Below are 26,114 nucleotides of genomic sequence, written 5' to 3' on the forward strand. Positions count from 1 at the left end.
ATCAACCTACGACATTACCCAAGTTAAACAGAGGCAGATACATGGCAATCAGCAAGATACCGATGAGCGAACCCAATACCACCATGATGATAGGCTCCATCAAGGCAGATAAGCGGGAGACGGAGTTGTCTACTTCATCTTCGTAGAATTCGGCTGCTTTGTTCAGCATATCGTCCAAAGAGCCTGACTCTTCGCCGATGGCTGCCATTTGGATCACCATATTTGGGAACATATCTGTACTTTGCATACTGGATGTTAGCGACAGGCCTTGGGTTACCTTGGCTCGAATATCTTGAGTGGCTTCTTCATAGAGAATATTGCCGGATGCGCCTGCAACTGAATCTAATACTTCCACCAAAGGAACGCCGGCTGCGAAGAGGGTGGAAGTCGTACGCGCCCAACGGGCGATGGTCGCTTTTCGGACGATGGTGCCAAAAACAGGCAGTCTCAAAATCAAAGCATCGATTCGTTTTTGGAAAGTAGGCGATTTTTCATGGAGTTTGTACAGGCCGAAGGCCGAAACAATCAAAAGGATGATCATAATCCAGCCGTAGTCGACGAATAAATCAGACAAGTTCATGACAAGTTGGGTAAGGCTTGGTAACTCTGCACCCATATTGGCATAAACTTCTTTAAAGGCAGGTAGCACAAACATCATCATGATGAAGATAAGCGCAATCGCCACCACGATAATGGCAATCGGATAGGTCAGTGCGGTTTTGACTTTTTTCTTAATGGCTTGGGTTTTTTCTTTATAGACAGCCAGTTTGTCCAATAAGCTTTCCAATACGCCGCCGGACTCGCCTGCGCTGACCAGATTGCAATAGAAGCGGTCGAAATATTTTGGATATTTGGAGAATGATTTGCCTAATGCGCTACCTTGTTCGACATCGGAGCGAACCTGCATCAGCATTTCGGTCATGCTCGGATTGGAGTGGCCGCGAGCAACGATTTCAAAAGCCTGCATCAGCGGCAAGCCTGCCTTCATCATCGTTGCCAGTTGGCGCGTAAACACCGTGATGTCTTCTTGGGTAATACGGCGTTTGCGTGCGGTTTTAACTTTGCTGATACGCAAAGGGCGAATGCCTCTGCGTTGGAGTTTTTTGCGTGCTTCTTCTTCGTCTTTGGCAACTACTTCACCACGGACAAGACGTTCGGTCTCGGTATTTTTTCCTTCAAATGTAAAACGCTTGCCTTTGCTTCTTGAGCCGAACAGACTTCTTTTTTGCTCTGCTTGAGCCATGAGTTATCCCTTGTTTGTAAGAAATAAAGCGGACTGTTTCCCCGTACCGCTTTATTTTAATTTTCGAAAATATGGCAGTTTAGTCATTGGTATGAGCAGTCACTTCTTCCAACGAGGTCAGGCCTTGCATGACTTTCATGAGGCCGGCACGACGCAAGTCTACCATGCCTTCCTGATAGGCCATGTTCATGATATCAACTTCTGTACCGTTGTTCATAATGACTTTTTGCATTTCATCGCTGACCGGCATGACTTCATAAATACCGATGCGGCCTTTAAAGCCTTTGCCGCGGCAGCTGTCGCAGCCAACCGGGCGGTAGAGTTTCCAATCTTGAGCCAAGTCTGCATCGGTAAAGCCGGCTTTTTTCAATGCTGGAACCGGCGGGCGCTCAACTTCGCGTTTGCAGTTTGGACACAGTCTGCGCAACAACCTTTGCGCCATAATCAGGCTGACCGAGCTGGCGATGTTGAAAGGCGCAACACCCATGTTCAAAAGGCGGGACAGCGTGGCTGGTGCATTATTGGTATGCAGGGTAGAGAAAACCATGTGGCCGGTTTGGGCGGCTTTAATGGCGATGTCGGCGGTTTCCAAGTCACGAATCTCACCGACCATAATAATATCAGGATCTTGACGCAAGAAGGATCGGAGTGCGGCAGCAAACGTCAGGCCTTGTTTTTCATTGACGTTGACTTGGTTGACGCCTGGCAGGTTAATCTCGGCCGGATCTTCTGCCGTTGAAATATTCACATCTTCTGTGTTCAAAATACTCAGGCAGGTATAGAGCGAAACGGTTTTGCCCGAACCTGTCGGACCGGTAACCAATACCATGCCGTAAGGGCGGTTGATGGCTTCCAGCAGCATTTCTTTTTGGAAAGGCTCCAAACCGAGCTGGTCGATATTGAGCGATGTACCATCGGAATTTAGGATACGCATCACCACTTTTTCGCCAAACAATGTCGGCAAAGTGCTGACACGGAAGTCAATCGGACGGCCGTGTTTATGGAAGGCAATTTGAATTCTGCCGTCTTGCGGAATACGTTTTTCGGAAATATCCAAACGCGCCATCACTTTGATACGCGATGCCAACTGGCCGCGTACGGCGACAGGCGGCTGTACGACTTCACGCAATTGCCCGTCCACACGGAAACGGACGCGCGCCATTTGTTCGTAGAATTCAAAGTGGATGTCCGATGCGCCCGCGTTCAGGGCATCGGATAAGGTTTTGTGGATGAAACGGGGGATAGGGCCGTCTTCAGCTTCTTCATTGTCGATATAAAGCGATTGCGATTGCTGCGTTGCTTCATGTTCGTCGTTGATTTCTTTCAGAATGGTTGTCGAACGTTGACCCAGCCATTCCAGCAATGAGCTGAGCTGGTCGTCGGGAACTACGACCAAGTCGACACTTAAACCTGAAGCAAAAGCGATTTTTTGAAAGTTTTGGATTTGGGTTGGATCGGATACGGCGAAATAAACCTTGCGTCCGCGTTTGAAAATCGGAATGCAACGGTTTTGCACCATTTGCTCTTCCGTCAGAATGTCGCTGACTACATTATTGCGCGGGTAGTAGTGCAAATCCAAAAGGGGATAGCTGAATACGCGCGCAACTAACTCCCCCAAAGCTTTAGGGGAGATGATGCCGTCTGAAAACAGGTTGGGCAGGATTTCTTTGCCTGATTGTAAAAGGTTGTTGTAATGTTCCGCTTGTTGATTTGAGATGGTCTGGCTTTGAACCAAAACACGCAATAATCCGACACTCATTTTATTTTCCGTTTCTTGTGCAGTTTTCCCTTTAATTTAGAGGAAAGCCGTATTATTTTATCATTATTATGATTAAAGCATATATTTAATTATGCAAATCTGCTTAAGTTGCAAAGACATGCTTCTGCTTTAATTGTATTTTTATTTCAGACGGCCATTATAAAGCAAGGAGAATAGGCGTTAAACTCGATATTTTTGGATTATGATGAAAAAACAACAATTTTGTCGTATGAATCCAATCAATAACGAAATTATATTTCATGTTGCTATTGCTTGTTTGGAGATGGCAGAAAAGGTTGTTTTGATGGACAGACGGTTGGAATTTGAAATATGAAAAGGCCGTCTGAAACTGAGCAATCAGGTTTCAGACGGCCTTTTAGCTATTTAAATCCGATAGGATTGATTAGGCTTTGTTTTTCAGACGGCCATGCAATTCCTGTACGCTGTACACGCCCAAGTGTTCGCGGCTTTTTGCGCCTTCGCTCATGGCTTCGCCGCCGGCGATGGTGGTGTATTGCGGTACGCGTTGGGTGAGGGAGGTGCGGCGGATACTGTGGCTGTCGGTAACAGATTGTACTGTGCTGCCGACGGTGTTGACCACCAGTGCGATTTCGCCGTTTTTAATTGCGTCCACGATGTGTGGGCGGCCTTCCTGCACTTTGTTGACCGCTTGCACGATGATGCCGTGTTCTTTCAAGTATTCGGCGGTACCGCGAGTGGCGCAGACACCGTAGCCGAGTGCTTGGAAGTTTTGTGCGGTTTTGACGATGAGCGGTTTGTCTTCGTCGCGTACGGCGAGGAACACTTTGCCTGTTGTGCTCAAGCGTTCGCCTGCGCCGAGTTGGGCTTTGAAGTAGGCTTCGCCGAAGCTTGCGCCTACGCCCATGACTTCGCCGGTAGAGCGCATTTCAGGGCCGAGAATGGTGTCCACACCTGGGAATTTGATGAATGGGAACACGGCTTCTTTAACGGCGTAGAAGTCCGGGATGACTTCTTTTTCTACGCCTTGCTCTTTCAGCGAAATGCCTGCCATCACGCGTGCGCCGACTTTGGCGAGCGGTACACCGGTGGCTTTGGATACGAACGGTACGGTACGGCTGGCGCGTGGGTTTACTTCCAGTACGAAGACCACGCCGTCTTGTACGGCAAACTGTACGTTCATCAAGCCGACCACGCCCAGTGCGTATGCCATGGCTTTGGTTTGACGGCGGATTTCGTCTTGAATTTCTTCGTCCAAAGAGTATGGAGGCAATGAGCAGCCGGAGTCGCCGGAGTGGATACCTGCTTGTTCGACGTGTTGCATGATGCCGCCGATAACGACATCTTGGCCGTCTGAAACGCAGTCTACGTCCACTTCGATGGCGTTGTTCAAGAAGAAGTCGAGCAATACAGGGCTGTCTTCGGAAACTTGTACGGCTTCGCGCATGTATTTTTGCAACTCTTCGGCAGAGTGAACAATCTGCATGGCGCGGCCGCCGAGTACGTAAGAAGGACGGACAACCAACGGATAACCGATTTCTTCGGCTTTAACGAGGGCTTCTTCTTCGTTGTGGGCGATGCGGTTAGGCGGTTGACGCAGACCTAAGTCGTTCAACACTTTTTGGAAGCGTTCGCGGTCTTCGGCGGCGTCGATGCTGTCGGCAGATGTGCCGATGATGTTCACGCCGTTTGCCACCAATGCGTTGGCCAGTTTGAGCGGGGTTTGGCCGCCGTAATGCACAATCACGCCCCATGGGTTTTCGGTGCGGACGATTTCCAATACGTCTTCCAATGTCAGCGGCTCGAAGTATAGGCGGTCGCTGGTGTCGAAGTCGGTGGACACGGTTTCGGGGTTGCAGTTGACCATGATGGTTTCAAAACCGGATTCGCGCAGGGCGAGTGCAGCATGAACGCAGCAGTAGTCAAATTCAATACCTTGGCCGATACGGTTTGGACCACCGCCGAGAATCATCACTTTTTTACGATCGGAAGGACGGGATTCGCATTCTTCTTCGTAAGTGGAGTAGAGGTAGGCGGTTTCGGTGGCAAACTCGGCGGCACAGGTATCGACGCGTTTGTAAACCGGATGCAGTTTCAGCGAATAGCGGTGTTCGCGGACTTCTTTTTCACTTACGTTCAACAATTGTGCCAAACGTTTGTCAGAGAAGCCTTTGCGTTTCAGACGGCGTAAAGCGGCGTAATCCAAATCTTGCAACTGGCCGTCTGAAACCGATTTTTCTTCTTTCACCAAGTCTTCGATTTGCGCCAAGAACCAAGGATCGATGGCGCAGATTTCGTGGATTTCTTCCAGTGTGAAGCCTGCACGGAACGCATCTGCTACAAAAAGCATACGCTCAGGGCCCGGGTTGGCCAGTTCGCGGCGGATTTCCGCTTTGTCTTCGCTGCGCGGATTGAAGCCGCACAAGCCTGTTTCCAAGCCGCGCAGGGCTTTTTGGAAGCTTTCTTGAATGGTACGGCCCATCGCCATCACTTCGCCTACCGATTTCATCTGAGTGGTCAGGCGGTCGTCTGCGGCAGGGAATTTTTCAAATGCGAAACGCGGGATTTTGGTCACGACATAGTCGATGGAAGGCTCAAACGACGCGGGCGTGCGGCCGCCGGTAATGTCGTTGCGCAACTCGTCCAGCGTAAAGCCGACCGCCAGTTTGGCCGCTACTTTGGCAATCGGGAAGCCCGTTGCTTTAGATGCCAACGCGGAAGAACGGCTCACGCGCGGGTTCATCTCAATGACAATCATCTCGCCGTTTTCAGGGTTTACCGCAAACTGAACGTTTGAGCCGCCGGTATCCACGCCGATTTCTCGCAACACTGCCAACGAAGCATTACGCATGATTTGGTATTCTTTATCGGTCAATGTTTGTGCAGGCGCAACAGTGATGGAGTCGCCGGTATGCACGCCCATCGGGTCGAAGTTTTCAATCGAGCAGATAATGATGCAGTTGTCGTTTTTATCACGTACAACCTCCATCTCGTACTCTTTCCAGCCGAGAACGGATTGCTCAATCAGCAACTCATGCGTAGGCGAAGCATCAAAACCGCGTTCGCAAATTGCTAAGAACTCGTCTTTGTTGTAGGCAATACCGCCGCCCGAACCGCCCATCGTGAAAGAAGGACGAATCAGGGTAGGGAAGCCGACCTGTTCTTGCGCTGCCAAAGCTTCGTTCATGGTGTGGCAGACAAAAGATTTCGGGCAAGACAAACCGATTTTTTCCATCGCTTCTTTAAAGCGGCCTCGGTCTTCTGCTTTGTCAATCGCGTCTTCGGTCGCGCCAATCAGCTCGACGTTGTATTTCGCCAATACGCCGTTGCGCGCCAAATCCAGCGCACAGTTCAGCGCAGTCTGGCCGCCCATGGTAGGCAGAATCGCATCAGGTCGCTCCTTGGCGATAATTTTTTCCACCGTCTGCCACATAATCGGCTCGATGTAGGTAACATCCGCCATTTCAGGGTCGGTCATGATCGTGGCAGGGTTGGAATTCACCAGAATGACTTTATAGCCTTCTTCACGCAAAGCCTTGCAGGCCTGTGCGCCCGAATAGTCAAATTCGCAGGCCTGACCGATAACGATAGGGCCGGCGCCGATGATAAGGATGGATTTTAGGTCGGTACGTTTGGGCATGGGTGGGTCTCTTTGGGTTGGTTATTCAATATTTATAAGTGGTTTCAATCCGATAAATATATTCTTTGTCGTCAATCCAAACTGTAAACAATTCGTTTGGCTGTATTTTTTTCTCGCCTAAATTAGTATGCCAAATTTCAGTATCGAATGAACCAAAATTAAATTCACTGGCAGCTTTATCTAAAATGAAAGGATAAGTATTTTGTGCTTGTTTATGTTCTCCAAACCATCTTCCTTCAATAATTTTATTATTTTCTAATGCAGTCAGAATAATAAATTTATCTTCATTTTGAGGGCTGGCATTATCCAGCCAAACAGCAGTAATTCTTGAAAATTCCATTTCTCTATCCACAAAGATTGAATGACAGAAAGCAAGCGTAGGTTGGGTTGAAAACCCAACACAAACCGCTTAATTGTCTAAAGCATCGGGTTTGCTAACCCAGCAAGCTGTAGCCCACATGTAGGGTGTGTGCGGTACGCACGCACGCGTTCTCCATTTTTCCTGCAATTCCAACCTACCGCGTGCGTGCCTTGCGGCACATACCCTACCGATGGGTTCAAAGGTCGTCTGAAAAAATGCTCGCGGCGTTTGTTCCATCTGCCTTTCGATAAAAAGCTACCTGAAAAATTCCTGCCGTTGATATTTTGGTGACTCTTTTTCAGACGACCTTTTGCATTTTTATGTTGCACAGGCCGTCTGAAAACTTCCTTAAAAACTAGTGACAAACGTAATCAAGCCCAAAATGATGCCTGGGGCGTTCGCCAGCATGACGGGGTAGTCGCGTTTTTCTTTCAAAAAGCCGTAGGCAACCCATAATGTGCAGTTGATGGCGGCAACGAGGGGTTGCAACGGCGAGCCGGGGTTGCCGGCAAGGTTGTTTTGGATTTGTGGGATATAGGAAACGTACATACCGACGGCGGTTAGGGTGGCGACGACGGATAGAATGCGCATTTGCTTTTCTGTCATGGTTTTTCCTTTCTGATTAGAGGGTTGGGTTTCAGACTGTGTAGATGTTGAGAGAGTGTGTACCTGAATTTATATTTTTTGAGGTTTGGTTTTCAGACGGCCTGTTGTTGAGTTGAGTGTGGCCGTCTGAAACAATCAGCTTTATTGTTTTGCTGCTTTGATATTGTCAATGAATTTGTCGAACAGATAACCGACGTCTTGCGGACCCGGGCTGGCTTCGGGGTGGCCTTGGAAGCAGAACACGGGTTTGTCTGTCAGTTCGATGCCTTGTAAAGTGTTGTCAAACAAGGATTTGTGGGTAATGCGTGCGTTGGCAGGCAAAGTGTCAGCATCAACGGCGAAACCGTGGTTTTGGCTGGTAATGACGACTTTGCCGCTATCCAAATCTTGTACTGGATGGTTGGCACCGTGATGGCTGAAGCGCATTTTCAGGGTTTTTGCGCCGATGGCGAGGCTGATCAGCTGGTGTCCCAAACAAATGCCGAAAATCGGTTTGCCGCTTTCCATCAGTTTTTGTACGGCTTTGATGGCGTAGTCGCAAGGCTCAGGGTCGCCGGGGCCGTTGGACAGGAATATGCCGTCAGGATTGAGTGCCAACACGTCTTCCGCGCTAGTTTGCGCCGGAACGACGGTCAGGCGGCAGCCGCGTGAGGCGAGCATGCGCAGGATGTTAGTTTTGACACCGAAATCGTAGGCGACAACGTGGTAAGGCTGTTCGGAAGGGGTAATGAAACCTTTGCCCAATTCCCATTCGCCTTCGGTCCATTCGTAAGTTTCTGTGCAGGAAACTTCTTTTGCCAAGTCTTTGCCGACCATGCTGCCGAATGCGGCAATCAGTTCTTGTGCTTTTTCAACGGTGGCATCTGCACCGGTCAAGATTGCACCGCCTTGTGAACCTTTTTCACGCAACAGGGTGGTCAGGCGGCGAGTATCGATATCGGCGATGGCGACAGTTTTATTGCGTACCAAATAGTCGTGCAGGCTTTCGGATGCGCGGAAGTTGCTGTGCAAGAGCGGCAGGTCGCGGATAATCAAACCGGCGGCGTAAACGCTGCGGCTTTCTTCATCTTCAGCGTTGGTGCCAGTGTTGCCGATGTGTGGATAGGTAAGGGTAACGATTTGTTTGCAGTAGGAAGGGTCGATCAGGATTTCCTGATAGCCGGTCATGGAAGTGTTGAACACGACTTCGCCGGAAGTCGAACCTTCGTAACCGATTGATGTGCCGTGAAATACGCTGCCGTCAGCGAGAACGAGAAGAGCCGGAGTGGTCATGATGGAATCCTGTTTGCCTGATGATGGTCGGTTCGAAAAAAATGGTCAGGCCGTCTGAAAAATAAAAATTGTTTACAAAAAAGACAGCCTTCGGAAATCTCGGCTAAAAAAAAACACGCTCCGCAGCATTGATTTTGCTGTGTAACGTGCTTTTTCAGACATAGCGGTCTATGCCGTAGAAGCAGTGTATTTTAAGTCAAAGTAATAGGAATTTCAAGCGTAGAGCCAATAATCGATAATTTAAAAACGTTTTATCTTTACGGTACAGTCCCTTGCTTTTGGAATGCCTGATGAATAAGGTTGAACTAAATATTCAGTCAGGCCGTCTTAAAACTGAGCAGGCAGATTGTTTCATTTTTGTTGTGTTTGAAATGCAGGTGTCGGGAAATTCAGCCGAATCAAACATGAAACAGGCTGTTTATGCTAGAATCGTAACCTTATAAAAAATAAAAACAACGTCATTTTTAGCTGAGATTATCCGATGAAAAAAGAACACATTATGCAAAACGCTCCATCAGGCCGCCATCGCCTCATTCATGCAAGCGTCGCTTCCGCTTTAGCGCTTATCAGCATTTCCGTTCAGGCAAATACGCAGCAATTTGCCCAAACTCCTTTTTACCTGCAAAACAAAACCGACGTCAGCGGCCAACCCAAAGTCAAACACAATATTATGTTTTTGATTGATGACTCGGGCAGTATGCAATGGAATGTACAAGGTAAGGAAACATCTGTACGGGCTGATAAAAGAATAACGATTACTAAGGAGGCCCTAAAATCGGTATTGAAAGAGTATGGCGAAAAACAACGATTCCAGTGGGGTTTGCAAACTCTGCATAACAATGGTCGTACTGATACTCCAGATGAGGGGGGCTTTACCGATGATTGGAAGGATGTTCAAAGGAGGGTAGATGGCATTGATCCTGGCCATGCTACGCCAATCACGCGCCGCTACTATGAAGTAGTCAAAAACTTTGTGATGCCCAATATCAAATACCGTTGTCAGAAGTCTTATGTGATTGTGATGTCGGACGGCGATGCCAATATGAGTTGTAGTAACCAGATTCCAGGTGAAGATCCTCGTTTATCTCGTAATACTAACTTCAACTACGATAGGGATTATTACTATTCAAACTATTACCGCGATATTGAACGTAGTGCGGGTACGTCTGCATACCAATATTTTGGTCCGTCTGAAGTGAAGGCTAATGATGATAGCTATGGGAAAGGTAAATTCTTTAATGGTGGAGGTCGTATCAAAGGATACTTTGATTTTCTACCTTATCAATATGATAATGATTTTGGCTTGCCTGAGAATGAAAAGAAATTGCTATGTCAATCTAGTAAATATAAGCATGAGTATGATCCTAATTATGGTAGGTATATGTGGGTAGCTGCAGGCGAAATTATTGTTCCTTATTGGGATAGGAACTATAAGGATGAAAAACGCGGTATGCGTTTCTTTAGCCAGACTTTGGCAGAAAAAGACATTAAAACAGCAAAAGACGGTTCAGATGCTGCGGGTAAGAGCTGGGATGGTGATCCAAGCGATCCCAAAGGCATAGATTACAGCAAGCAATTGGTTCAGACTTTTACTGTGGGTTTTGGTGAGGGGATCTCTGAAGTTGGGAGAGAGTATCTGGAAAAGGGTGCGAGCCGTCCAGACTGGTATTTTAATGCTGCGAAAAAAGAAGATTTGCTTGAAGCCTTTAAAACCATTGTCGACAATATTGAAAATGACAGCAAAAATACGAAATTTGAAGGAGTATCCTCTACTGCTCCGGCAACGACCAGTATGGGTATTCCCGATATGGCGGCAACGGTTCATTTGAATACCGGCTCTTGGAGTAGTCAATTGCGGTTTTATAAATTGAACCGTGATGGTACACCTATCAATACGACTGAGTTTGTTCAGCCATCATTTAATAACCGCCTTACTTTGGTTAATGACGGCAGTAAGACCTATTTCATCGATAGAGTTGCAGATAATGAGGCTTCAAATGCCGATTTTGGCATTTCAGACGGTAGTGCGAAAGATAAGTTGGAATGGAAAAATGCATTGCTGAAATGGACTGGCCGAGTAGGTAGTGATGAAACCATCAAAGCGGATGCAGAGACAAAAGGTTATAGCCAGTCTTATCGAATTCGTCCGACAGATTCTGCTGATTCAAGTAAAGATGAACGTAATTTAGGCGATATTTTAGATGGTTCGGTTGCAGCTATTGGCGATAAGCGCGACAACCGTCAAGAGTTTTTGGTCTCTGCTGCCAATGACGGCATGGTACATATTTTCCGTAATGGTACGCCTAGCAATCCTTATGACTTGAAACTCAGCTATATTCCGGCAGGCATGGAGCGCGAGGACGATCAAGGTCAAGCGACAACTTTGGGCAAGGTTCTGAAAGATATTGCACGCGATGGTTACGGCTCTGGCACGCCGCACCGTTATATGGTTAATGGTGGCTTTGTTCTCCGCCAAACACCTGATAAGCAAACCTTTATGTTTGGTGCGATGGGTCAAGGTGGACGCGGTGCGTATGCGTTGAATATTGGTGCGGTAGCTAACAGCGATCGTAGTGGTTGGAATACGACTGTGCCTTTGTTTGAAACAAAAAAAGGCTTTGACAATAAGCTGGGTTATACCATTGGTTCGACACAAATCGGCCGTGTTTCCATCAAACGCGATACCACTCCGGTCAATCTGGAATCGAATGTGCGTTATGCGGGCTTCTTGGCTAGCGGCTATCGTACTGAGGATGTGAACAGTGCCGACAATGAAACGGCTTTGTATGTTTATGATATGACAGGGAAAGAGGCAGGGACAAAAAATACTGGTACTAATGTTTCTTCTTCTAAAGCCGGCAAGCTCTTAGCTAGAATTCCTGCACCGAATGGCAAAGGCGGCCTCTCTACCCCTACTTTGGTAGACACCGATTTTGACGGTATTGTTGATATTGCTTATGCCGGTGACCGTTACGGCAATATGTTCCGCTTCGACTTGAGAGGTAAAACCGAGTCTGAATGGTCGGCGCAAATGATTTTCCAAGGTTCGGGGAATCAACCGATTACGTCTGCGCCTGCGGTATCACGTCGTGGTAAAGATAAGTATGTCGTTATTTTTGGTACGGGTAGCGAGATTTATCAGAATGAACTAGAAGGTACTAACGGACAAATCAATGCCGTTTACGGTATTTACGATGATGTATCTACTGATGCGGTTTTGGCAAAAAGTAGTGAGTTGGAACAGCAAACCAGAGAAAGTGACGACGAACATATTTATGTCAGCGACAATAAGGTTGGTGAAGGTAAAAAAGGCTGGAGTCTGACTTTAGATCCGAATGAACGTGTGACTGTCAAGCCGACGATGATTTTGCGTACAGCTGTTGTGACCATCCGCAAGTATGAAACCAAAACAATTCATACTGACTCTTCTAGTACCGATGTTTGTTTACCGGACAGTACATCCACACAAACGACAGCGAAAACGATTATTCTGGGTGTAAATGCTGAAAATGGCGGTCGTTTGGGCTTGCGTGATGCGCGTATCTCCAGCAAGGATCGTACATTTATCAAACGCGAGAATAATGGCCAGATTTATTACGCCAACGGTATGACTTTTGATGGTGTTATCAACTTTACTTATATAAATTCCAGCAAAGCCGATGATTCTCCGGTAACTGCCGATGGCGATAGCGGCGGCACGGGTACGGATAAGGAGTTGAACGCTACGCCGAGCGTGCCAAACAATAAATGTTTTGCAACCAAAGGCGATCGCAGTCTCTTGTCTAACCAGCTGGTTAGCCTGGAAGTACAAGGCCGTACATGCGGACTCAAACGCATCAGCTGGCGTGAATTGTTCTTTTAATTGGTAAGGATTAAGCATCGAGGCCGTCTGAATTTTTTCAGACGGCCTTTTCTGTTGAGTGGTAGTAATTGAGAGATGCTGGATTAAAAAATGGAAAACTTTGTTTGTGGATATAACAAGCTTTGATCAAATTGAGAGCTTGGATAAAGTTAAATGACAGACTTAGGCTATTCTTTTTTAATTTTCTACTATTTGGCTAAGAAGTTAAAAGGCCGTCTGAAAAATATCTTTTCAGACGGCCTTTGATTTAAAAAGAGCTAATCAAGGAGCGCATTGTTAGATGCTGTTTTTAATAATTTTCCGCAGAGTGGATAGTTGCCGGCGGCTGACGGGCAGCGGGGTCGGAATATCGAGAATTTTAGCGCCCCATGTGGATGCGTATTCGTCGTTTTCGTCGTCGTCCAGTCGAATCAGGCTGTCGAGGGTGTGGCGGAAGACGAGGGCATTGCGATGGATGCGGATGACTTTGTCGCCCAGCAATTCTTCCCAGTAAACCAAGGTCTTCGGTAATTCGTAGCTGTGGCCGTCGCCGGTAAACAGATAGACGGTTTTGTGTTCCGCCATCAGGTAACGCGCCTGTTGCCATGGGATTTCAACCATGCGTTCGCGGTTGTACACTTTGAAATGGGTGAAACTGTCTGCTTTTTCGCGGTTTTTCTCGATGATGCGGTCAAGCGCGGTTTGCAGGCGGGTCATTTTGATCGGTTTGAGCAGATAGTCTGCGGCGGCCAGCTCAAACGCGCGCAGGGCGTGTTCTTCGTAGGCTGTGGTGAATACAATTTCCGGCTGGCGTTTGGCGGTACGCTTAATGCGTTCGACAAACTCGAGACCGTCGATTTCCGGCATGCCGATGTCGGCAAATACGATGTCGACTTCGTGGACACTCAGCCACTCCAATGCTGGCATGGCATGGTGAAAGACGTTGAGCAGTACGACATTGCACTCTTCCAATAATACACGTAAGCGTTCTGCTGCTAATACTTCGTCTTCTACAATAATGGCACTTGGCATAGCGGTATTCTTTTTGTTGTATCGTGGGAGATCTGCCGCGCTTTGTCATCCTCAATAACGCGTCAGCCGTATGTTGTTACAACCTTGAAATTATCAGTTTGTGACAATTTTAGGAAATTTTTAAAATATACATGATTTTTCGCTTCTTGGGCATGGTTTGGGATGAGTCGGAAGATTACTTACATAATTTTATGAAATATTGTAATACCCAGAGTAATTTTGTTGTAATCATGCTAATTCAGTCCGTGATAATGGACGATTTTGGGATTTTGTCCATTTGCCAGTGTGCCACCGCCCAATCGAGCAATTCCTGCGGACGGTTCATAGCAGGTGCATCGGGCAGGTTGAGGTAGGTTAGGACTTGGCGGAGAAGTTGTTCTTTTTGATTCAAATCCAAAGCCGGGGCAAGGGTTTGTTTCGACCATTTTTGCCCTTGGCTGTTGGTCAATAGGGGAAGGTGTGCGTAGGCCGGTGTGGGAACGCCGAGGCATTGTTGCAGATAGATTTGGCGTGGCGTGGAAACAAGCAAATCTTGACCGCGGACAATATGGGTTATGCCTTGGTCGGCATCGTCAGCAACCACGGCAAGCTGATATGCCCAATAGCCGTCGGCACGGAGCAGGACGAAATCGCCGATATCGTGTGCCAGATTTTGTGCGTAATGTCCGACAATGCCGTCTGAAAAACCGATCACGCGATCGGGAACTTGAATGCGCCATGCCGGAGTTTTGTTTTGCGTATCGGGTCTTTGCTGAGGATTGCGGCAACGGCCGTTATATACAAATCCGTCTGCGCCATGTGTTGCCGCCGCCTGCCAGTCTTTGCGGCTGCAATAGCAGGGATACACCAGCTCGGCTGCTTTGAGGTGGTCGAGGGTGTCTTGATATAGGTCGTAACGGCGGCTTTGATAGACGACTTCGCCATCCCACTCAAAGCCGAAGGCTTCAAGCGTGCGCAAAATGTCGGCGGCGGCGCCGGGCATTTCGCGCGGGGGGTCAAGGTCTTCAATGCGGACCAGCCATTTGCCCTGATGAGCGCGCGCGTCGGCATAGGAGGCGACGGCGGTCAGTAGGGAGCCGATATGAAGCAGGCCGGTAGGGCTGGGGGCGAAACGTCCTATATACATGGCAGGGTGGTTTTGTAGGGCAGGGGAAGTATGCCTGCACGGTATTCAAATCGTGATAGAAAAGGGCGTGCCGTACACGCCCGAATTTGGGTTTCAGACGGCCTGAGACTTTTCAAAATGATTTAAGTTTCTCGGCCGTCCGTTCAATCCGCTTAAGCCAAGGGAGCCAGTAGTTTGGCGAAAGCGTCTTCAAATTGTTTCAAACCGTCTTCCTGCAAACGAGTTGCCAAAGTTTCGACATCAATGCCGAGTTTCGCGGTTTCGGCAAGCTGCGCTTTGGCTTCGTCCACACCTTCGGTCAAAGTAGCTTTGGCGGTGCCGTGGTCGATAAAGGCTTTGAGTGTGGCATCGGGAACGGTGTTGACGGTATGGGCGCCAATCAGGCTATCAACGTACAACGTGTCAGGATAGGCAGGGTTTTTCACGCCGGTAGATGCCCATAAAAGTTGGACGCGGTTGGCACCTTTTTCGGCAAGTGCGGCAAATTCGCTGCTGCCGAAGTATTGCGCCCAATCTTGATAGGCGGCTTTGGCCAGTGCAATGGCGACTTTGCCTTTGAGGTGGTCGGGCAGGGTGGCGTCCAATGCGGCATCGACACGGGAAATAAAGAAGCTGGCGACAACTTGGATATGGGAAACGTCGTGTCCTGCTTCCAAACGTTTGGCAATGCCGCGCGTGTAGGCCGCATAGGCTTTGAGGGTTTGGGCGCGGGAGAAGAGCAGGGTCAGGTTGACGCTGATGCCGTCTGAAACGAGGATTTCAAGCGCTTCGATGCCTTCGTCGGTTGCCGGTACTTTAATCATGACATTTTTACGGCCGATGGCGGCGTGCAGGCGGCGCGCTTCTTCAACCGTGCCTTGTGCGTCTTTGGATAATTCAGGCGAAACTTCGAGGCTGACGAAGCCGGTTTTGCCGCCGGTGGATTCATGTTCGGCAAGACATACGTCGCAAGCGGCTTGTACGTCGGCAACCGCCATGGTTTCGTAGCGTTGTTTCGGGGTCAGGTTTTGCTGTTTGAGTGCGGCTACTTTATCGGCGTACAGGGCATCTCCGGCAAAGGCTTTTTGGAAAATGGCAGGATTGGAAGTTACGCCACACACACCTTGCTTCAGCATTTCTGCCAATTCGCCGCTTTGTACCAGCGAACGGGAGAGATTGTCCAACCAGATTTGTTGTCCTAATGCTTTAACGTCCGATAAAATAGTCATCTCTGATTCCTTTTACATAATAGGTTTGTTTGTGAAGTGGCGGTAATGCTACGCCGATTCGATGAATTTGAACAGTTTACAGCCGATTAATTTGGGCAAAACAAACCTAAATTCAAGCACGAAAGGTGGCTTTGATGGCGGAAAACACACTTTATCTCGACTGGGCGCGCGATGTATTGGATACGGAAGCCGAAGGTTTGCGCGAAATTGCGGCGGCTTTGGACCATGATTTTATCCGTGCGGCGGAAGCATTGTTGCACTGCAAGGGCAGGGTCGTCATTACCGGCATGGGTAAGTCCGGACACATCGGCCGCAAAATGGCGGCAACCATGGCTTCTACCGGCACACCTGCGTTTTTCGTCCATCCTGCCGAAGCGGCACACGGCGACTTGGGCATGATTGTGGACCACGATGTCGTGGTTGCCATTTCTAATTCCGGCGAAAGCGATGAAATTGCGGCGATTATTCCGGCGTTGAAACGTAAAAACATCACGCTTATTTGTATCACTGCCCATCCGACTTCGACCATGGCGCGTCATGCCGATATCCATATTACCGCGGCGGTTTCCAAAGAAGCTTGTCCGCTCGGCCTTGCACCGACTTCCAGTACGACCGCCGTGATGGCCTTGGGCGATGCGCTGGCGGTGGTATTGCTGCAGGCGCGAGCGTTTACGCCGGATGATTTTGCTTTGAGCCATCCGGCCGGAAGCTTGGGCAAACGCCTGTTGCTGCGCGTGGCGGATATCATGCACAAAGACGAAGCCCTGCCAGCCGTTTTGTTGGGCACGCCGTTAAAAGAAGCCATTGTCCGCATGAGTGAAAAAGGCTTGGGTATGTTGGCGGTAACCGATGCCGAAGGCCGTCTGAAAGGCGTATTTACCGATGGCGACTTGCGCCGTCTGTTTCAAGAACGCGACAGCTTTGCCGGTTTGAAAGTGGACGACATCATGCACGCCTCTCCGAAAACCATCTCTGCCGATCGTCTCGCCACCGAAGCTTTGAAAGCCATGCAAAGCGGCCATGTGAACGGTTTGCTGGTGGTCGAAGAAAACGGCGTGCTGATTGGCGCGCTGAACATGCACGATTTATTGATGGCACGAATTGTCTGAATCGACGGCAAAAACGTTTTCAGATGGCCTTATGCTAGAATAGGCCGTCTGAAACAAGGAAACCTTATGCAAAACCTCTCTTCCGACCTGCAACAACGCGCTTCAGGCATCAAACTGCTGATACTGGATGTGGACGGTGTTTTGACCGACGGCCGCATTTTTATTCGCGACAACGGCGAAGAAATCAAATCGTTCCACACTTTGGACGGACATGGTTTGAAAATGCTTCAGGCCAGCGGCGTGCAAACGGCGATTATTACCGGCCGCGATGCGCCTTCCGTCGGTATCCGCGTGAAGCAGCTCGGTATCAACTATTACTTCAAAGGCATTCATGACAAACGTGTCGCCTACGCCCAATTACGCGAACAGGCCGGTGTGGAGGAGCATGAGTGCGCCTTTGTCGGCGACGATGTTGTCGATTTGCCCGTGATGGTGCGTTGCGGATTGGCGGTCGCCGTCCCGGAAGCGCATTGGTTTACTTTGCAATACGCCCATTATGTAACCCGACGTTCCGGCGGCGCAGGCGCGGTGCGTGAAGTGTGCGATTTGATTATGCAGGCGCAAGGTACGCTTGAACCTGCTTTGAAAGAGTATGTACGATGAAAATCAGATGGCGTTACGGAATCGCCTTTCCGCTGGTGTTGGCCGTTTCACTCGGCGCACTGGCGGCGTGGCTCGGCCGCATCAGCGAAGTGCAGGTCGAAGAAGTCGTCCTCAATCCGAATGAGCCGCAATATTCGATGAAAGGCATCAACGGCAAACGTTTTGACCAAGAAGGCCGTCTGAAAGAAAACCTGAGCGCGGTCGATGCCGTCCAATATCCGAATAGCGCAGACGTGCATTTGGACAAACCACATCTTTCGTTTTACCGCGACGGCAGCCTGCTGTACGAAGTCGGCAGTGACAAAGCAGCGTACAATATTCAAAACAAGAAAGTCGTTTTTGAACAGAATGTTGTCTTAAACAAAGCGGCAGATGCCAAGCGTTTGGCCGGCATCGTCAAAACCGAACGCTTGAATGTCGATACCGAGGCGCAATACGCCCATACCGACAGCCCCGTTACTTTCCAATACGGACAGTCCAGCGGTCAGGCAAACGGCATGACTTATGATCACAAAACCGGTTTGCTGAATTTCCCTTCCAAAGTGAAAGCCACAATTTATGATACAAAAAATTTGTAAAACTTTAGCCCTTGTTGCCGTTTTTGCCGCCAGCCCGGCCTTTGCCCTGCAAAGCGACAGCAAGCAGCCGATTCAAATCGAAGCCGACCAAGGCTCGCTTGACCAAAACAACCAAAGCACCACCTTTTCCGGCAACGTCATCATCAAACAAGGCACGCTCAATATCCGTGCCGGCAGCGTGACCGTTTCGCGCAACGACAAAAGCGAGCAGTTGATGAAAGCCACCGGCTCGCCCGTCAAATTCAGCCAAGAGTTGGACGGTGGCAAAGGCGTAGTCAACGGCCAAGCCAATACCGTCATGTATTCTTCCGCAGCCAACCTCGTTACTCTGTCCGGCAATGCCAAAGTACAGCGCGGCGGCGATGTGGCCGAAGGTGCGGTCATCACTTACAACACCAAAACCGAGGTTTACACCATCAACGGCAGCGCCAAATCCGGTGTGAAATCCGCCGCCAAATCCGGCCGCGTCAGCGTTGTTATCCAGCCGTCCAGTACGCAGAAAAACAAATAAGAAAACACACAAAAAGGCCGTCTGAAAAAGTTTCAGACGGCCTGAGGTCAATATCGAAAGTCAACAGAATATGAGCGCAAACAACAGCCGTCTTGTGGTTCAAAACCTGCAAAAAAGTTTCAAAAAACGCCAAGTCGTCAAAAGCTTCTCCCTTGAAATCGAAAGCGGCGAAGTCATCGGCCTGCTCGGCCCCAACGGCGCGGGTAAGACCACCAGCTTTTACATGATAGTCGGCCTGATTGCCGCCGATGCAGGCAGCGTAATGTTGGACGGCCAAGAATTGCGCCACCTGCCCATTCACGAACGCGCCCGCCTCGGCGTTGGCTATCTGCCGCAGGAGGCCTCGATTTTCCGCAAAATGACCGTGGAACAAAATATCCGCGCCATTTTGGAAATCAGCATGAAGGACAAAAGCCGCATCGATGCCGAACTTGAAAAACTGTTGGCAGATTTGAATATTGAGCGCCTGCGCAACAACCCTGCGCCGTCCTTGTCCGGTGGCGAACGCCGCCGTGTCGAAATCGCGCGCGTGTTGGCCATGCAGCCGCGTTTCATTTTGTTGGACGAACCTTTTGCCGGCGTTGACCCGATTGCCGTCATCGATATTCAGAAAATCATCGAGTTCCTCAAATCACGCGGTATCGGCGTATTGATTACCGACCACAACGTGCGCGAAACCCTCAGCATCTGCGACCGTGCCTACATCATCAGCGACGGTACGGTATTGGCTTCAGGCAAGCCGGATGATTTAGTCAACAATGAACAAGTCCGTTCGGTTTATTTGGGTGAAAATTTCAAATATTGAATGCATATTTGACGGTATATGAGACCCTCATTTCAATTGAGGGCGGCTATAAATATTGGAATAATCACTAAAAATACAAATATAATACCGATAAACTAATCTTTCAGACGGCCTGCCGTATAAAGGCCGTCTGAAAAACTATCCATACATTTCGAATTAAACACTATGTCTTCACTCGTCCTTAAACTCAAACAGACCCAGCAGCTCAACCAGCGGCTGCAACAGTCTCTGCGCATCTTGCAGATGTCGGGTCTTGAGCTTGAGCGCGAAGTGGAAGACTGGTTGTCAGACAATCCTCTGCTTGAGCGTCCGGAAAGCGATGAATTTGCCGATAGCGGGCTCAACCGTGCGGTAACCATGCCGCGCGCAGGTCAGCAGTTGAGCGGCGACGATGCCGAAGATATTTGGAGCAACATCGCCGAAGAAGAGGATTTCAAACACTATCTGCATGCCCAAGTGTGCGAGCATCCGCTCTCGCAAGTGGAAGCGGCCTATGTTCACGTCTTGATTGATTTTTTGGACGAACAAGGCTACCTCACCGACAGCCTCGAAGAAATTATCGACCACACGCCGTTGGAATGGATGCTGGACGAAGAAGCCCTGCAAAACGCGCTGGATGTATTGCAAACCTTTGAGCCGCCCGGCGTGGCGGCGGCGGATTTGACCGAGTCGCTTATGTTGCAGTTAATGCGTTTGCCGGCTTCTCCTGCCCGACAAATGGCCGCGCATTTGGTGCAAAGTTCGCTTCAAGACTTAGGCAAAAACCGCAAACAAAACGTTCTGCGTTTCCGCAAACTTTATCCCGATACCGACAGCAAAACCATAGAAGCCGCGCTCGATATGATTGCCGGGCTCAATCCCTATCCAGCCTACGGCTTCGCCTCTGCCACGCCTACGCCTTATATTCAGCCTGACGTTTGGGTCAAAGAGGGCAAGGACGGCTGGGAAGTCATCAGCAACGAAGCGGCTTGGCCGAAGCTGCAGCTCAATCAGGAATATTGCGACCTGATGAAATCAGAGGAAGAGGGCGCACCGGAGTGGAAGGAAAAAATCAACGAAGCCAAGCAGCGCATTGATTCTTTGGAGCTGCGTAAAAGCACTGTCCTCCGCCTTGCCGAGTATATCGTCAAAAATCAGGAAGATTTTTTCATCTTCGGAGAAATCGGCCTGTCTCCCATGCTGATGAAAGATGCCGCCGCCGAATTGGGTTTGGCGGAAAGTACCATCTCGCGTGCCGCCAATCAGAAATATTTGTCTTGCCCGCGCGGCCTGTTTGCGTTACGCTATTTCTTCACACAGGCAGTCAATGCCGATGATGATGGCGAAGGGTTCAGCCAAGGCGCAATCAAAGCCGTATTGAGCCAGTTGATTGAAAGTGAAGACAGCAGCAAACCCTATTCGGACGAGACCCTCGTCAAATTATTAAAACAACGCGGCATTGAAATTGCCAGACGTACAGTTGCTAAATATAGAGAATCATTAGACATCCCACCGGCACACAAACGAAAATTTACCGAGTAGATATATTCCGATCCGTTTTGACGGACTAACCAACCGAAGGAGCTGTATCATGAATCTGAAAATCACCGGTCTGAATTTTGATGTTACCGAAGCCATCAAAAACTACGTTTCCGACAAGTTGGCACGAATCAGTCGCCACGCCGACAACATCATTTCCGTGACCATCACGCTCTCGGTGGAAAAAGTCAGCCAGAAAGCCGAAGCCGATGTGCATTTGGCAGGCAAAGATTTGCACGTTGAAGCGATTGAACAGGATATGTATGCCGCGATTGATGTTTTGATGGACAAACTCGACCGCGCTGTTTTGAAACATAAAGAAAAAAGCGGCGATGTCCGCAGTACTGTCAAACCTGCTGCCGAATAAAGTTTTTGTATGATAAAGGCCGTCTGAATATTCAGACGGCCTTTTGTTTTGCTAGATGTTTTAGACTGGCAATCTAGTTACTCACTTTTTCACCATTCCACGGTGCCACTTTAAACAGCAGCAACATGCCCGGTATGCCCAAAGCGAAACACAGCCAGTAGAAATTGAAGTAGCCCATCGCTTCAATCAGATAGCCTGCCGAAGCATTGATAAATGTACGTGGAACGGCTGACAGGCTGGTAAAGAGGGCTAATTGTGTGGCCGTAAATGCAGGATTGGTTTCACGAGCCATGTAGGCAACAAACGCCGCTGTACCCAGACCTACGCCCGCTGCTTCTGCCCCAATCACGGCCGCAAGCATCATTTGCTCTGTCAGTGTGATGGTTTCAAACTTGCCAAAATTTGCCAACCAAGCAAAGCCTAGAATAGTAACCCATTGCGCCACGCCGAAAATCCACAAAGCTCTATTGATACCGAGCTTTATCATCCAAATACCGCCTACAATACCGGCAATGACAGCAGGCCATAAACCGGCATTTTTGGCGATGAGGCCGATGTCGGTTTTGCTGAAGCCTATGTCCAGATAAAAAGGTGTAGCCAAAGAAGTGGCCATGCTGTCGCCCAGTTTGTAGAGAAAGATAAACAGCAATACCAATATGGCCTGTTTGATTCCTTTGCGGGAGAAGAACTCACTGAAAGGGTCAGAGACTGTTTGGGCAAATGTACGCGACACAGATGGTGGAATGTCAGGCTCTTTAGCTAAAAACAAGGTCATCAGCAGACCGGGCAGCATAAATAGTGCAGTAATGATGAATACGTTGTGCCAAGGCATCAAGTCGGCCAAAATCAAGCTGAGCGATCCGGGTACCAAAGCGGCGATACGGTAGGCGTTGACGTGGATAGAGTTGCCTAAGCCTAATTCTTCATCTGACAAAATTTCGCGGCGAAATGCATCCAATACAATATCTTGGCTGGCAGAGAAAAAAGCGACCACCAACGATAAGCCCATAATTACATATAAATGCTGAGCAGGATTTAGGAAGGCATAAATGAGCAAGGTCAGCAGCAAACCAATTTGCGTAACCAGCATCCAACCGCGTCGCCGTCCTAAAAAAGGTAATCTGACCAAATCAATGACGGGAGACCAGATAAATTTCCAAGTGAAAGGCAGCCCGATAAGTGCCATCAGGCCGATGGTTTTCAAATCGACATGTTCGCTGCGCAACCATGCCGGAATCAGGTTGATCAGAAAATAAAGCGGCAACCCCGAAGTGAAGCCTGTGAAAATGCAGATCAGCATTTTGCGCGAGAAAATTCGCTGCATAGTGCTGGTTTGGGGTGCGTTGGTCATAGTGGAATCAATAAAAAAGAAAAGGGATATTGTAGCAAAGATGGGGGATATGGCGAATGAACTTCTGCTATCTTTATTGAATAATAAAAGGCCGTCTGAAACTTTGACAAATTAAGTTTCAGACGGCCTTTTGTTGGAACAAGCCGATAGGTTTTTGAAATGTCCGTAAGACAGGCAGATATGTTTGTTTTACGGATATTTTATTTTCAGACGGCCTTCGATGCTGCGTTGCAGTTGCGGTAGAAGGCAATCAGACCGTTGGTGGAGCTGTCGTGTGCCGGGGTGCCGCGTTCGAGTTCGGGTTCGATGGTTTTGGCCAGCTCTTTACCGTATTCCACGCCCCATTGGTCGAAGGGGTTGATACGCCAAATTACGCCCTGAACGAAGGTGCGGTGTTCGTAGGCTGCCATCAGCATGCCGAGGTTGAAAGGTGTCAGGCTGTCGATGAGCAAGCTGTTACTCGGACGGTTGCCGGGGAATTCTTTTTGCGGCGCAAGACGGTCGCGTTCGTCTTGGGGCAGTGCGGCCAATTCGACTTGTACTTCGTCTAAGGTCTTGCCTTTCATCAGCGCTTCGGCTTGGGCGAAGGCATTGGCAACAGTAAAGCGGTGTTGGCGGTGGTTGCCGTAGATTGTGGTCATGGGGACGATGAAATCAACGGGAATCAGACGCGTACCTTGGTGCAGAAGCTGGAAGTAGGCATGTTGGCAGTTGACGCCTTCATCGCCGAAGACAATGCCGCCGGTGGTGCAGGAAACGGGTTGGCCGTCTGAAGTACGCTGTTTGCCGAGGCTTTCCATATCGAGCTGGTTGAGCCATGGGGTAAAGAGGCGCATATTGTGGCTGTATGGGACAACGGTTTGGCCGTCTGAATGTTGGAAGTTGTTGTACCAAACATTGATGAGTGCCATCAGGACGGGAATGTTGCGGCGGAATGGGGCCTCGAAGAAATGGGTGTCCATCGCGTGTGCACCGGCCAGCATTTTGCGGAATGCTTTTTCGCCGACTGCAACCATCAGCGGCAGGCCGATAGGCGACCAGACGGAATAGCGGCCGCCGACCCAGTCGGACATAGCAAAGACTTTGTCGGGGGAGATACCGAAATTTTGGGCTGCGGCCACATCGGCGGAAATGGCGCAGAAGTGGCGGTAGATGCCGGAATCAGGCAAACCTGCATCACGGTACCAAGTACGCGCCGCATAGGCATTGAGCAGGGTTTCTGGTGTGCGGAATGATTTACTGGCAATGCTGAATACGGTGGTTTCGGGGTTGAGACCGAGAAGGGTTTGGGTCAGGTCGGCATCATCGGAGTTGCTGACAAAGTGGACGCGGATGTTCTGCCAATAGGGTTGCAGCGCCTGTGTGGCCATGCGCGGGCCTAAATCGGAGCCGCCGATGCCGATGTGAACCAGGTCGGTAATCGGTTTGCCGGTAATGCCTGCGTGGGTGCCGTCTAAAAGTTGGCGTGCGAACTCGAGTGCGCGGTTGAGTTCGTGATGAACATTGGGCACGATGTTTTCGCCGTCAACGTAAACAGGTTTGGCATTGGCAGGCAGGCGCAGAGCAGTGTGGAGAACGGCGCGGTGTTCGCTGGTGTTGATTTTTTCACCGCTGCTCATGGCCTGCATATATTGTGGCAAATCGGCTGCTTCGGCCAGTTGGCACAATAAATCAAGGGTATTTTCATCCAGACGGTTTTTGCTGTAATCAAATAACAAACCGTGCAGAATTTCGTGCATATTGTTGAAACGTTCGGCATCTGCAGCGAAACGTTCGCGCAGGGTAACGTGTTGCGTATCGGCATGATGGGCTTCCAAGGCCTGCCATGCGTCTGAGTATGCGGTCATCTCGTTTCCTTAGTATGTAACGGTAAAATAAGCAGGATAGATAGGTATTTCCTGCTTTTTTGTAGTGGCTTGTAGTTTAACAAATTTGAACAGGTTTTGGGAGGTGGCGGGGGTGTTTTTGTTTAAGAAATGTATGCAAAATGAAAAAGAAATGATTGATTATCATCAAGTTTCTGTAAAAAAAAGGGGTATGACACCGATGTCTGCTGTGTTATCCTATGTAACATTATTGAAATCTTGTCGGGACGGGTCCGTAAGATGGCTACAATTTATGATGTCGCTGCTTATGCCGGGGTATCTCCCAAGACGGTCAGCCGGGTGATTAACGGCGATGCGCCGGTCAGTGATAAAACCCGTTCTAAAGTAGAAACAGCGATTGCTGCTTTGGGCTATATCCCGTCTTCTGCGGCGCGGATTATGCGGTCACACCGTTCCGGCTTGGTCGGTCTGATTACCGGCGCCATTTCGCGGACAGGCGAGAATACGGGCGGACACGGCATACCGGATATGTTCTTGATTAAGGGCATTCAGCAGCAGATTCGTGCACAAGGCAAGATTTTGATGATTGCCGACATCGACAACAAGCCAGGGCAGCCCGGTCAGATGGAGCCGCTGATCCGTACCTTTATGGAGCATCGTGCCGAGGGGATTTTATATGTGGCCGGTTTCCATCAGGAAGTATTGCTGCCGGAAGTGCCCAACCGTTGCCCGATGGTGTTGGTCAACTGTTTCGATTTGGCAGGTACGCCGTCGGTTTTGCCGGACGATGAAGCAGGGCAGTATGGCTTGGTGCGCCGGATTATCCAAAGCGGACACAAACGGATTGCTTATGTGACTTTGCAGCCGGGCGTAGAAGCAACGAGATTGAGATTGGCCGGATACCGCCGGGCTTTGGCGGATGCGGATATTGTCTTCGATCCTGATTTGGTGCAAACTGGTTATCCTGACTTCAGCAATGACAGCGGATCTTTGATTTCGGCTATTTTGAAACTGTTGTCTTTGACGCTTCCGCCGACGGTCATTTGCTGCGGTAACGATGAAATGGCAGTACGCGTGTACGGGATTTTGAGGACGCGCGGCGTGCGGGTTCCCGAGCAAGTTTCGGTTGCCGGCTATGATAACCACAGCGCGATTGCGGAGACGCTGTTTCCGCCGTTGACCAGTACCGAGCTGCCTTATCTGCGCATGGGCGCGATGGCGGCGGATTTGCTGTTTCAATACATTGAACACCCGACCGGCTCGGTTCAGTCAGTCAAGGTCGTTGGGGAAACCATCTGGCGTCAGTCTGTGATTAATAAATAGTTTCAGACGGCCTGAAAATAAGGGGTATACGGATTTAATGGTTGATGGGGCACCTT

21 protein-coding genes are annotated in these 26,114 nt (G+C 49.3%); 10 read left to right on the plus strand and 11 right to left on the minus strand.

The features are described from left to right. Position 1: 1 nt before the first annotated feature. The 4 genes from HMPREF2952_RS03735 to HMPREF2952_RS03750 all read right to left on the minus strand — a co-directional run bounded on the left by HMPREF2952_RS03735 (position 2) and on the right by HMPREF2952_RS03750 (position 6,961). Positions 2-1,243: a type II secretion system F family protein gene (locus HMPREF2952_RS03735; protein WP_004518865.1), complete on the minus strand. Its 1,242-nt coding sequence runs from the start codon at positions 1,241-1,243 to the stop codon at positions 2-4. Between the two features lie 79 nt (positions 1,244-1,322). Then, positions 1,323-3,002, minus strand: coding sequence for a type IV-A pilus assembly ATPase PilB (gene pilB, locus HMPREF2952_RS03740; protein WP_004518864.1), 1,680 nt, complete (start codon positions 3,000-3,002; stop codon positions 1,323-1,325). Positions 3,003-3,405: 403 nt separating this feature from the next. After that, positions 3,406-6,621, minus strand: coding sequence for a carbamoyl-phosphate synthase large subunit (gene carB, locus HMPREF2952_RS03745; RefSeq protein ID WP_070695288.1), 3,216 nt, complete (start codon positions 6,619-6,621; stop codon positions 3,406-3,408). Positions 6,622-6,646: 25 nt separating this feature from the next. After that, complete coding sequence (locus tag HMPREF2952_RS03750) at positions 6,647-6,961, minus strand: hypothetical protein (protein ID WP_070695289.1); 315 nt, start codon at positions 6,959-6,961, stop codon at positions 6,647-6,649. Positions 6,962-7,090: 129 nt separating this feature from the next. Between HMPREF2952_RS03750 and HMPREF2952_RS11325 the strand changes: the two genes are divergently transcribed. Next, a complete protein-coding gene (locus HMPREF2952_RS11325) occupies positions 7,091-7,273 on the plus strand; it encodes a hypothetical protein (protein ID WP_168165176.1) in 183 nt (60 codons plus the stop codon). 57 nt (positions 7,274-7,330) lie between these two features. Here HMPREF2952_RS11325 and HMPREF2952_RS03755 read toward each other — a convergent pair whose 3' ends face one another. Continuing rightward, positions 7,331-7,588 (minus strand): SemiSWEET family transporter, encoded by a 258-nt coding sequence (locus tag HMPREF2952_RS03755; RefSeq protein ID WP_049331825.1) that lies wholly within the window; start codon positions 7,586-7,588, stop codon positions 7,331-7,333. A gap of 141 nt (positions 7,589-7,729) precedes the next feature. Then, the gene (gene carA / locus HMPREF2952_RS03760) at positions 7,730-8,860 is read right to left on the minus strand and encodes a glutamine-hydrolyzing carbamoyl-phosphate synthase small subunit (protein WP_070695290.1); all 1,131 of its coding nucleotides are present in this window, start codon (positions 8,858-8,860) and stop codon (positions 7,730-7,732) included. Positions 8,861-9,359: 499 nt separating this feature from the next. Here carA and pilC point away from each other — a divergent pair, with 499 nt between their 5' ends. Next, a complete protein-coding gene (pilC, locus tag HMPREF2952_RS03765) occupies positions 9,360-12,722 on the plus strand; it encodes a PilC family type IV pilus tip adhesin (protein ID WP_224783384.1) in 3,363 nt (1,120 codons plus the stop codon). Between the two features lie 276 nt (positions 12,723-12,998). Here the strand turns inward: pilC and HMPREF2952_RS03770 are convergent, their stop codons facing one another. The 3 genes from HMPREF2952_RS03770 to tal form a co-directional block, all read right to left on the minus strand. Further along, the gene (locus HMPREF2952_RS03770; protein WP_003686784.1) at positions 12,999-13,733 is read right to left on the minus strand and encodes a LytR/AlgR family response regulator transcription factor; all 735 of its coding nucleotides are present in this window, start codon (positions 13,731-13,733) and stop codon (positions 12,999-13,001) included. 238 nt (positions 13,734-13,971) lie between these two features. After that, complete coding sequence (gene gluQRS / locus HMPREF2952_RS03775; RefSeq protein ID WP_004518857.1) at positions 13,972-14,859, minus strand: tRNA glutamyl-Q(34) synthetase GluQRS; 888 nt, start codon at positions 14,857-14,859, stop codon at positions 13,972-13,974. Positions 14,860-15,011: 152 nt separating this feature from the next. Then, entirely contained in the window at positions 15,012-16,067 is a 1,056-nt protein-coding gene (tal, locus tag HMPREF2952_RS03780) for a transaldolase (RefSeq protein ID WP_004518856.1), read from the minus strand. 134 nt (positions 16,068-16,201) lie between these two features. On the opposite strand from tal, the gene HMPREF2952_RS03785 reads away from it, so the two are divergent. The 7 genes from HMPREF2952_RS03785 (at position 16,202) to raiA (ending at position 21,558) form a co-directional block, all read left to right on the plus strand. Further along, positions 16,202-17,176 carry a KpsF/GutQ family sugar-phosphate isomerase gene (locus tag HMPREF2952_RS03785; RefSeq protein ID WP_004518855.1) on the plus strand — a complete coding sequence of 325 codons (975 nt, stop codon included), beginning with the start codon at positions 16,202-16,204 and terminating at the stop codon, positions 17,174-17,176. 66 nt (positions 17,177-17,242) lie between these two features. Next, positions 17,243-17,779, plus strand: coding sequence for a KdsC family phosphatase (locus HMPREF2952_RS03790; protein ID WP_004518854.1), 537 nt, complete (start codon positions 17,243-17,245; stop codon positions 17,777-17,779). After that, a complete protein-coding gene (gene lptC / locus HMPREF2952_RS03795; protein WP_004518853.1) occupies positions 17,776-18,357 on the plus strand; it encodes an LPS export ABC transporter periplasmic protein LptC in 582 nt (193 codons plus the stop codon). Before HMPREF2952_RS03790 ends, lptC begins: the two co-directional genes overlap by 4 nt. Beyond that, on the plus strand, positions 18,338-18,868 hold the full coding sequence (gene lptA / locus HMPREF2952_RS03800) for a lipopolysaccharide transport periplasmic protein LptA (protein ID WP_004518852.1): 531 nt from the start codon (positions 18,338-18,340) through the stop codon (positions 18,866-18,868). Before lptC ends, lptA begins: the two co-directional genes overlap by 20 nt. A gap of 70 nt (positions 18,869-18,938) precedes the next feature. Then, a complete protein-coding gene (gene lptB / locus HMPREF2952_RS03805) occupies positions 18,939-19,673 on the plus strand; it encodes an LPS export ABC transporter ATP-binding protein (protein ID WP_003679854.1) in 735 nt (244 codons plus the stop codon). 165 nt (positions 19,674-19,838) lie between these two features. Further along, a complete protein-coding gene (rpoN, locus tag HMPREF2952_RS03810; protein WP_004518851.1) occupies positions 19,839-21,194 on the plus strand; it encodes an RNA polymerase factor sigma-54 in 1,356 nt (451 codons plus the stop codon). Positions 21,195-21,243: 49 nt separating this feature from the next. Continuing rightward, complete coding sequence (gene raiA / locus HMPREF2952_RS03815) at positions 21,244-21,558, plus strand: ribosome hibernation-promoting factor, HPF/YfiA family (protein ID WP_004518850.1); 315 nt, start codon at positions 21,244-21,246, stop codon at positions 21,556-21,558. Positions 21,559-21,631: 73 nt separating this feature from the next. Here raiA and HMPREF2952_RS03820 read toward each other — a convergent pair whose 3' ends face one another. Continuing rightward, entirely contained in the window at positions 21,632-22,909 is a 1,278-nt protein-coding gene (locus tag HMPREF2952_RS03820; protein ID WP_224783385.1) for an AmpG family muropeptide MFS transporter, read from the minus strand. A 206-nt stretch (positions 22,910-23,115) separates the two neighbouring features. Then, positions 23,116-24,756 carry a glucose-6-phosphate isomerase gene (gene pgi, locus HMPREF2952_RS03825; RefSeq protein ID WP_070695292.1) on the minus strand — a complete coding sequence of 547 codons (1,641 nt, stop codon included), beginning with the start codon at positions 24,754-24,756 and terminating at the stop codon, positions 23,116-23,118. Between the two features lie 258 nt (positions 24,757-25,014). Between pgi and HMPREF2952_RS03830 the strand changes: the two genes are divergently transcribed. Further along, entirely contained in the window at positions 25,015-26,058 is a 1,044-nt protein-coding gene (locus HMPREF2952_RS03830) for a LacI family DNA-binding transcriptional regulator (protein ID WP_049344511.1), read from the plus strand. Positions 26,059-26,114: the final 56 nt, after the last annotated feature.

The sequence above is a fragment of the Neisseria sp. HMSC068C12 genome, from assembly GCF_001814095.1.
Classification (GTDB): Bacteria; Pseudomonadota; Gammaproteobacteria; order Burkholderiales; family Neisseriaceae; genus Neisseria; species Neisseria perflava.